The organism is Prevotella sp. MGM2, from assembly GCF_002933955.1.
Lineage (GTDB): Bacteria > Bacteroidota > Bacteroidia > Bacteroidales > Bacteroidaceae > Alloprevotella.
Genome location: NZ_BEWW01000296.1, coordinates 1 through 10,000, shown reverse-complemented (window position 1 = coordinate 10,000; position 10,000 = coordinate 1). Strand labels below are relative to the sequence as shown.

5 protein-coding genes, 2 tRNA genes and 2 rRNA genes (1 of these 9 cut by a window edge) are annotated in these 10,000 nt (G+C 49.6%); all 9 read right to left on the bottom strand.

Annotated features, from left to right (window positions below; genetic code table 11):
• A 23S ribosomal RNA gene (locus C5S62_RS10405) occupies positions 1-478 on the bottom strand; it reaches 2,410 nt to the left of the window's first position.
• A 160-nt stretch (positions 479-638) separates the two neighbouring features.
• Positions 639-712 (bottom strand) — tRNA-Ala (locus C5S62_RS10400).
• A 31-nt stretch (positions 713-743) separates the two neighbouring features.
• Positions 744-817, bottom strand: a tRNA-Ile gene (locus tag C5S62_RS10395).
• Positions 818-1,013: 196 nt separating this feature from the next.
• Positions 1,014-2,542: ribosomal RNA gene (locus tag C5S62_RS10390) — 16S ribosomal RNA — on the bottom strand.
• Together the 16S and 23S rRNA genes with 2 tRNA genes alongside form the textbook arrangement of a ribosomal RNA operon.
• A gap of 686 nt (positions 2,543-3,228) precedes the next feature.
• Positions 3,229-3,414: a hypothetical protein gene (locus C5S62_RS10385; RefSeq protein ID WP_104405315.1), complete on the bottom strand. Its 186-nt coding sequence runs from the start codon at positions 3,412-3,414 to the stop codon at positions 3,229-3,231.
• 22 nt (positions 3,415-3,436) lie between these two features.
• Positions 3,437-5,542 carry a calycin-like domain-containing protein gene (locus C5S62_RS10380; RefSeq protein WP_104405314.1) on the bottom strand — a complete coding sequence of 702 codons (2,106 nt, stop codon included), beginning with the start codon at positions 5,540-5,542 and terminating at the stop codon, positions 3,437-3,439.
• Positions 5,543-5,562: 20 nt separating this feature from the next.
• Positions 5,563-7,257 (bottom strand): calycin-like domain-containing protein, encoded by a 1,695-nt coding sequence (locus C5S62_RS10375; RefSeq protein ID WP_104405313.1) that lies wholly within the window; start codon positions 7,255-7,257, stop codon positions 5,563-5,565.
• Between the two features lie 155 nt (positions 7,258-7,412).
• A complete protein-coding gene (locus tag C5S62_RS10370; RefSeq protein WP_104405312.1) occupies positions 7,413-8,213 on the bottom strand; it encodes a porin family protein in 801 nt (266 codons plus the stop codon).
• A gap of 168 nt (positions 8,214-8,381) precedes the next feature.
• The gene (locus C5S62_RS10365) at positions 8,382-9,542 is read right to left on the bottom strand and encodes a PCMD domain-containing protein (protein ID WP_104405311.1); all 1,161 of its coding nucleotides are present in this window, start codon (positions 9,540-9,542) and stop codon (positions 8,382-8,384) included.
• Positions 9,543-10,000 lie beyond the last annotated feature (458 nt).

The following is a 10,000-nucleotide window of genomic DNA, read 5'->3' as shown; positions in this document are numbered from 1 at the left end:
ATCGGTCTCTTACGAGTATTTAGCCTTGGCGGATGGGCCCGCCGGATTCACACAGGATTACACGTGTCCCGCGCTACTCAGGATACCACTACACCGGTCATCGCTTCGAATAAGGGGCTGTCACCCGCTACGGCCGAACTTTCCAGAACGTTCTTCTCACGATAACACGTATGACAACGTGGTCCTACAACCCCCATGAGGCCGGAACCCCATGGGTTTGGGCTTATCCCCGGTCGCTCGCCACTACTGGGGGAATCATTGTTATTTTCTTTTCCTGCGGGTACTAAGATGTTTCAGTTCCCCGCGTTAGCCTCCGGCATCCGCCGGATGACAGTCCTTCAGACTGCCGGGTTGTCCCATTCGGAGATCCGCGGGTCAAAGGCCATTTGCGCCTTACCGCGGCTTTTCGCAGCTTATCACGTCCTTCATCGCCTGTAAGAGCCTAGGCATCCACCGTACGCCCTTCATTACTTCGTACCTCAAACCCGAAAAACGGGAAAGGCCGGTACATTGGAAGTCGCACTTCGTTTTACCTTTCGTCTAATTCATTTAACTTTCAGTTGTTTCTACTTGTGTGTCACAATATGTCATAGAACGTACGGACAATGCTGCCGGAAATACCGGAGCGATATCCAGAGTGGAGAATAACGGATTCGAACCGTTGACCCCCTGCTTGCAAAGCAGGTGCTCTAGCCAGCTGAGCTAATCCCCCCAATGCCATCCGAACAAATACGGAAAGCGAGTAGTCCCAGGCAGAGTTGAACTGCCGACCTCCACATTATCAGTGTGGCGCTCTAACCAACTGAGCTATAGGACTGGCAGAGAACAACACCTAAGAACCCGGCCGAAATAAGGCGGACTCTGGGCGGGAGGCCCGGCATCATCTTTCTCTTAAAGCTTGCTATATCCATTTTAAACTTCATTGCCGAGAAGCAAGAGAACAAGGTGACATCAAACTGTCCCGAGTCCATCTGTATAATAAACAATTAATCCGACCAACCGGTCCACTCCAGAAAGGAGGTGTTCCAGCCGCACCTTCCGGTACGGCTACCTTGTTACGACTTAGCCCCAATCACCGGTATTGCCTTAGGCCGACCCTCGCGGCTACGGCCTTCAGGCACCCCCGGCTTTCATGGCTTGACGGGCGGTGTGTACAAGGCCCGGGAACGTATTCACCGCGCCATGGCTGATGCGCGATTACTAGCGAATCCAGCTTCGTGGAGTCGGGTTGCAGACTCCAGTCCGAACTGAGAGAGGTTTTGAGGATTGGCGCACCCTCGCGGGATAGCGGCCCTCTGTACCCCCCATTGTAACACGTGTGTAGCCCCGGACGTAAGGGCCGTGCTGATTTGACGTCATCCCCACCTTCCTCACATCTTACGATGGCAGTATCCCCGGAGTGCCCAGCATTAACTGATGGCAAACGGGGAGAAGGGTTGCGCTCGTTATGGCACTTAAGCCGACACCTCACGGCACGAGCTGACGACAACCATGCAGCACCTACATGCAGGTCCGAAGAAACAGGCGTCTCTGCCTGAGTCCTGCACATTTCAAGCCCGGGTAAGGTTCCTCGCGTATCATCGAATTAAACCACATGTTCCTCCGCTTGTGCGGGCCCCCGTCAATTCCTTTGAGTTTCACCGTTGCCGGCGTACTCCCCAGGTGGAATACTTAACGCTTTCGCTAAGTGTCCCACAATATATCGCGGGACACGAGTATTCATCGTTTACGGTGCGGACTACCAGGGTATCTAATCCTGTTTGATACCCGCACTTTCGAGCCTCAGCGTCAGTTGCACCCCGGACACTTGCCTTCGCGATCGGAGTTCTTCATGATATCTAAGCATTTCACCGCTACACCATGAATTCCGGCATCCCTGTGTGCACTCAAGGCCTCCAGTTTCAACTGCAATTCCACGGTTGAGCCGCGGACTTTCACAGCTGACTTAAAAGCCGGCCTACGCTCCCTTTAAACCCAATAAATCCGGATAACGCCCGGACCTTCCGTATTACCGCGGCTGCTGGCACGGAATTAGCCGGTCCTTTTTCTGATGGTACATACAATACGGGGCTCACGAGCCCCCTTTTATTCCCAACTAAAAGCAGTTTACAACCCGGAGGGCCGTCATCCTGCACGCTACTTGGCTGGTTCAGACTTGCGTCCATTGACCAATATTCCTCACTGCTGCCTCCCGTAGGAGTCTGGACCGTGTCTCAGTTCCAGTGTGGGGGACCTTCCTCTCAGAACCCCTACCCATCGGAGCCTTGGTGGGCCGTTACCCCGCCAACTAGCTAATGGGACGCATCGCCATCGCATACCGAATTTCTTTGCTCACCGTAACATGCGGAACAGTGAGAACATCGGGTATTAATCTTGCTTTCGCAAGGCTATCCCCGGGTATGCGGCAGGTTCGATACGCGTTACGCACCCGTGCGCCGGTCGCCATCAGCGGTCGCAAGCGACCGCCATGATGCCCCTCGACTTGCATGTGTTAAGCCTGTAGCTAGCGTTCATCCTGAGCCAGGATCAAACTCTTCATTGTAAAATATATCTTTTCTTTTTATTCTGAATCATTCGAACACGGCTGGCATCCGTCAAAAAACGGAACGGATCTGTTGAAGCTATACGTAATTATATCGACGGGAAGTTCAATTTACCCGGAACGACAGCCGAATATCGGACATAAAAAAACATCACGACAGACAGCGGCGCTCCTAATCTCTTGTACTTCTCTTGCAAATAAAGTTTATGGAATTTCTATTCAAAGATCACTCTTAACCGGAAGAACCACTCTGTAGTTCCCGTTAGCGAGTGCAAAAGTACAAACTTTATAATTCATAACCAAACTTTTTACAAGAAAAATTTAAAATAATTTACAATACATAATACACAAAACAATACAAACAACTGATAAACACATATATACAACAAAAGAAATAAAATACACACATCACACAAATAAAACAACAAAGAAAGAAAAGCTAAAGAAAAAAAGAATGTAAAAAACTATCCCGTGTGGAAAAGGAACGGAAATCAGGGAGAGAACCCATGAACAAAAAAACGATTGTCTCATCTTAGAAAAGACTACCGCGCATAGAAAACAAAGTAGATTTCAACACAAAACATATTTGAGTATACTATATATTATATATAAAGAAATCTCCCTCACAGTGTGCTGCGAGGGAGATTCTGTGTCAGGACGGCGCATAAAGCGCTATGACTATCCTTTCATTCCGACCAGTTGGAAGAGTTCCAACCTTTATGGCCGCTTTGGAAACTTCCACTGTGCTCACCATCGGGTGCGATATCCACCGGACTGTCACCACTCTGAGGAAAATCAGAAGCAGCGAGAATCGGTGTTTCCACGAAAAGCTCGTTAACCTCAGAATGGGGGGATAAATATGACTTTTTCATTTTACTATATATTATGTTGTTTTTACTTTACAATAACCTTCCGGCCATTCTTAACATACACGCCTTTTGACAATCCGCTGAGGGAACCTGAGGTAACTTTTATTCCCTGAAGATTATAAACGGCCTCATCTGCGGACTTGCCGTCTGTAAGACTACCTATACCGGTGGTCTGACCGCCGATATTTATCTTCATGCCATTGGCCTTGGCTGAATCGGAAGTGAAATAAGCACCTGTGGCAAGGAGGGTAGAGCCAGCTGTGCCGAGCATTATCTTCTGCACGCCGTCAATCTCAGCCACGCCATATTTTCCATTCATGGAGAAGTCAGCCTCATAGTTGCACTTGAAAGTGTAACTGCCATGCGCCACATCATTGGCGGTAGCCGCAGCGTCCACAGTAGCGGCAAAGTAAAGCGGTTCGACGGTTGCCTCTGGGAAGTAAACGAGGTACGGCGTATTGGCTTCAAGGTTTTCCGTAATATTAAAGTTCAGTTCAGCTTCACTGGCCGAAATGAAAGCCTGGGCCTTGACTCCTTCTCCCAAAGCCGCCGAAGTAGTGGCAAACGGCAAGGCGAACGTATTCCAGCCTTTCTTGAAGTTACGGTTGAGCGTTACAATGTAATCACCGCTTTGGGTTACTGAAAGTGTCTTGTCGGAAGAGATATTCAGGGCCGGTGCATAATCGACATTCACATCCCCTACTCCTTCTACCGGAATATAGATATGAGCCGTCATGTTATTTCCTGTTACCGTAGCGCTGACAGTTACCTCCACATCCATATTTTCCAATATGGTTATTGTCTGCTTACCGGTATAAGACACCTTACCGTCTTTTTCAGTCCTCGTCAGGTTGTCTATCTGAATATCACCGATAGGAAGATCTTCCGTCAGAGAGAAATCCTCCAACAAGAAGCTATAGCTTTCAGGTTCAAAATTCCGGATCATTTTAATAACGGTGTTTTCCTGAGCCGGAACGTTGCCACCAGCAACATTCACAAGCAGTGAATTGGTGTAGCTTGTTACTTCCGGAGCTTTTTTGAACTTGATGGTGTAAACCGTCACACTCTTGTTGTTGGCTTCATAATCGTTGCCTTTAACCGTTATTGTAAGGACAGCCGTATTGGCATCATAGGAAGTTTCGGCTGAAGCGCCAGCTCCCTTAACCGTATAGCTCAACTTAGAAGCATCATACACGACAGTTGACATGTCGTAAGAGGTAGTAGCCTCATCAAAGCCGCTGATGGTTGTACCGTCATACTTCAAATCGGTGAGAGCATGGTAGTAAACAAACTGAACATCATCTACATTCAAGATACTGCCCAATTTATTATCTTTATTACCTTCGACAATATTACTCCTTGTCCAATAGTCGGCACTTGATATCACCACATTCATTTTAGTGGGAGCCTCATTACTTTCATAAACAATAGGAACCTCTATTTCTTCCCAATCATCATTTTCCGTTGTTGAAAACTCATGGTCACAAGAAGCGATGAGCTGACCATCCCCTCCAATAGTTCCTGCGTTCGGTTTACTCAATATGGCTCTATCTACATCCTCTTGAGTCACCTTTCCACCTCCTAATTTACCTATTTGAGAACTGGAAGTTCCTCTCCAAAGATAAACTATAATATGTGCCTTTTCTGATTTGCCTGAAACATTTTCTCTTTTAAACAAACCTTTAATAGCATCAGGCTTATACGTAAATGAAACACCTCCAAAAGTTCCACCATCCTGATCTTTTGCTGCAGCATAAGACCAAGGGGTACCAAAAGTCAGATAGGCAGGAGCTGTAGCGCCAATAGATCCCGCTCCAACCCAATAATTTGTTAATTTAGCATAGAAATTCGGCTCTGATTCAGTACCTCTATTACCTTTTGTAACAAGGTTCGGCTCCTTTGCTTCAATTAGCACCTTTTGATTGACATTAGTACCATTCCAATCCTCAGGCTCAATCCCCGGACGCTGACGTAATCCGGCAGGATTTGCAGACTCCCCGCCTATAGTCGTACTAGCCTGATACGAAGATCCACAGGATGTCTTCCAATTTTCAAACCCTTTATTAGGCAAATACTGCGCCTGCGCCGTAAAGGTGCAGGTGAGCAGTGATATTATTAAAAACTTTTTCATAAAGTTGTAGTTTCAAATTTTCACTTTACAATTTTCTTGCCGTTGATGATGTATACTCCTTTGGGGAGAGAGGCATCATCTTTGTCGGCTACGCGCACACCACTGAGAGTGTAAACGCCGGAAGTTGCAGGAGAGGCAGTCGTAACGTTTTCAATGCCTGCAGATACTGTACTGAACTGAAGCACATAATCGGTAACGTTCTTGGGATTGACGCTGATGTCGTCGGCTTTCACGCTGATGGTGAGACGTCCGGTCTCCTCATCGTATGCCGTAGTGACAGTCGCACCCTGTCCTTTCTTTGTGTAAGAAAGTTTCGCGGCGTTATAAGACAAGTCAGAGAGGTCATACTCCGTTGTGGCTTCGTCAAACTTTATGCTGGCGCCTTCATAGCTCAGGCTGCTCAGAGCATGCCAGTAAACGAGCTTCACGTCGTCAACGGTAATGGAGTTGCCCTGTCCCATGAGACTGCGGTCGGCAAAATAGTCATTGGCAGAGATAACGATATTCAGTTTCTCGGGACGTACGTCCGTACCTGCAAAGTCGGCATAGTCGAACTCAGCCGTCAGCTCAGTCCATTCTGCGGCGTCGCCCTCAATGTATTTTTCGACAACAGCCAGACAAGCGGCATCGTCGGTTTTGGTCACCTCACCGCCCACAGTCGTTTCCTTACCGAGAATATTGCGGTCGCGGTCAATCATGTCAACAGACACCGTAGTACCGAAACCGGTATTACCCGGCACGGCGGCCTGAGTATAAGTACCTTTCCAAAGATAAGCCACCACAGAGGCACGCTCCGTAGGATTAGCCGTACCGTGCGAGCGTTTGTAGCGCAAGGTCAGGGCGTCGGGACGGCCCACGAACTTCACACCGCCATAAGCACCGCCGTCGGCTGTGCCGGCAAGGTCCATAGCATTAGCCGTTGCCCAGGTCGTGCCGAGGCTCATATATCCCGGAACGATTTGGGTGGACATGAAAGGATTAGGATTGTTAGACAGAGTAACGGCATAATCGCCCGCACTCAGCGTATCGGCCTTGCCCACAAGCGTTGCACCAAGACCATTGAGGCCGGTGACATTGGAAATCACCCAACCTTTGGGCTGTACCATCTGGTCACGCGTGAAGTTCATGATCTGCCAGGCGTCGTCTTCGAGAGAACCCCAGTCGAAGAAACCATTCTGGCTGTCCCAAGGGGAGCATTCCTCCCAATCACCGTTGAAGTTGCCGTTGAAAAGCGCGTAAAGACTGGGCTTGGCACCTACGAAACGCACGTATATGGGCACTTCGGTCGTTTCGTCCATCAGCCACGACACATTGATGTCGGCGTAGATGGAATCGCCCTTGATATAGCTGGTGGTGTGGTCGAGATTGGCCGTAGCCATGATGTCGCCACCGAGGAATGAAAGGCTTACCTTGGGATTTTCGGCAAAGGTAACGGTTTCGCCCTCATTGATGCTGATGGCAGGCAGAAGGATATCACCCAAAGACAAACCTGAAAAGCCAAAGTTATAGATGGCAAAATCCACCTTACCGCCATTCTCAGAGGCCAAGATGTCGATGCTTTGTCCCTTGATGGGTTCGGTAGTGTCGTCAATGGGATCCTCAAGCTGTATGTACAGGTCACCGTGATATTTTCCGATGACATTCTGAAGATTCTGCGCTGAAGTCACTGCACCGAGACAAAGCACGGCCAAAAGAGTGAGTAAAATTTTCTTCATAAACGTAATTAATAAATGAATAAATTGAATTAATAAGTTTTTTATTGTTCACACGATAAACTCCATAATCCGGATAACGGTCCGGCCCATTACTGCCGGATGCTCTTTGGGAGGAGGAACAGCCGACGCTCCCTCCCCGCATCCCCCGTCAGGCATCAGAAGAGATAGGAAAAGCCCACGGTAGCATATATGGGGTAGAGCGAGAAAGTGACGCTTTCGAAGTCAGACGGGAATATGCCGTTCAGCCCCCACTGGAGATTGGCCGTCACCGCCAGATGCCTGTAAGCCTTGAACTCCCCGCCCAGCTGCAAGCCCCAGTGAAAATGGCGCAGGTCTTTGCTGAAGTCATACGTAGCGCTCGACACCTCCGCCTTCTCCCCCGTAGGGTCAATGTCGCGGATGTAGCCGTCGTAGGCCTCGCCCGAGAAGCTGCCGTTCATCATCCACGAGAGATAAGGCCCGGCCTGCACCTGCCACCTGTCGCTGATGGTGTAAGTGGCCAGCATGGGGAAGGTGAGATAGGTGTTGTCCACTCTGGTGCGTACGTGTCCTGTCCATGCGCCGTTTATTTTTCCGGCCCCGTCGGCACTGACAGCCTCCATGTGGTAGTTCTTCACCACAGCATCGGTCTTCATGGCCTTTGTTTCCAGCCGCAGGCCGAGCATCACACCCCACGATGACCGGTTGATTTTTTTATGCACATCCCCCTCAAGGGCGATGTTGAGCATGGGGTTATAGCTTTCTATGCTCCTTATCTCGCGCGGCAACGGCAGCGGCGCGGCACCGCCGATGTTGAATCCTGCCCCGAGGTGGAGATGCCACCCCTTGAGGGCGGCCTTAATGAGATTGTTGTCGGTATCTTTCGCGGTTTCTGCAGGTACAGGCGCGGAGCCGGTCTGTGCCACTGCGGAGAGTGACATGAAAGCGGCGATGGCAAAAATGAATAATTTTCTCATTACTTCTTCAATTTGTCTGACACGACTGCCGGAAAGAGGGATTCGGCATTAGCTTTTCCCTTATCATTTTCAGGCACTCTATCCTACTTTTGTCCGGTCTTCATGAAGATTGCGCATCTTCATTCCGCCGGATATTTTCCAATTTTCACAAGGCAATGCCGGAAGAGGTCAGTCGTCCTCCCCTTCCCAAACGATGCGCAACTCATCCACGTAGAGCGTGCTGCCCACAGCGCCTTCGAAATAGGCCCCCTGCCGGCTCGAAGTGGCAACAACGGCAATGGCATAGCCGTCGGCACGCAAACGGTTCTCGTCAAAACGCTTGCCGTTCATCGGGCGGAAAGGCTCGCTGAAATGCTTCCATTCCGCCGGTTCGCCGGGATTGTCGATGCGTGCCATCGACACTATCCGGTCGGATGAAAGCACGTCGTCGCCGTTGAGGGCCACGAATTTCTCAGGGTCCACCTCGTAGAGCACGGCATAAATGTCGCACGTGTCGTGCAATTCCGGCCGTACATTCTGATTCACATCGGTGAACACTTTTCCGGCAGTGTACTTATAATATCCTTCGAGACGGAGCGGGCGGCCGCCCACGAGCTGCAGGCCGAAGCGGGTGGCCTTGCGCGGCATGAGCATGGCCTGCGCCACACGGAACTCACCGATAAAGATATTTCCGGCCGCAATGGGCATGCCCACTCCCTGACCGAAAGATCCCGTATCGCGGGTCACGAGCCTGATGCAGTTGCCCTCCACGCCGACGGGATCGACAGCCGTAGGATAATCGGCCGGTGCCTTTCCCTGTCCCGTGAGGGCGAAACCGGCATTGCCGGTGGCCCAATAGTCGCGGCGGGGATTGTCGACATCGGCCATGTCTACGTCATACCACACCTGATAGCGGCCGGACTTGTCAAGCTCATAATGCTCAAAACCGCAGCGGGCTATCGGGGTGGGATAGTTGAACGACACGATATAATCCTTCCGCCAGTTGAGGTCTTCGGAAAGGGTAGTGTAAACCTGAGGCGAGGAAAAATTGCGGGTCACACCGTTGGCCTCCACTTCCTGCCCGTCCTTTTCCATGAGCAGGCGCGCGCCGGGCGTGAGGTCAAAGCGTGGCGCCATTGCCGAACGGTCGGTACCTTTCTTGATATTGAAAGAAACATGATCGTTTGTCACGATAGGGGCACCGATGAGTATATGCTGATTGGAACCAAGCCATTGGCTTTCCACACCCGTAATGTCGCATTCTGCGTTGGGCGCTTCTTCCTGAATACAGGATGAAAGAAGCGTCAGAGACACGAAGCCTGCGGCCGCTGCCGTTAGCAGATTTTTCATTTATAGTCTGTTTTTATTAACAATAATGTGTAAATATTCGGCGGCAAATTTACAAATAAAACTTTTCTCAAGAAGAAAACCATATCACATTTTTTAGTTTCTCTCTGGTTCAACGGCTTAAAAACCACGGTTGGAGAGCGATGAACACCGCGTTTTTTCAGGGATTCACGCACAAACCGTACCCTGCCAAGCTGTTTTTCGAATTAACTTTTTTAACTTTCCATTACATTTGAGCGTGTTAAAATATAGGTTCTCCGCACAGGAAAATGAAAAAGCCGTATCGGATTTTTAACACGAATACTTCGAATTTAAAATCCAATACGGGGAATTACATGAAAAAATAGGGTGGAAATCCGCACAAAAAGGCCCTGAAAATACGGAAAAAGCGGGATTTTCCGATGGAAAGTCCCGCTTGGCTGTTACAAAGATACGATATTTTCCGCCGGAAAGCAAATAGT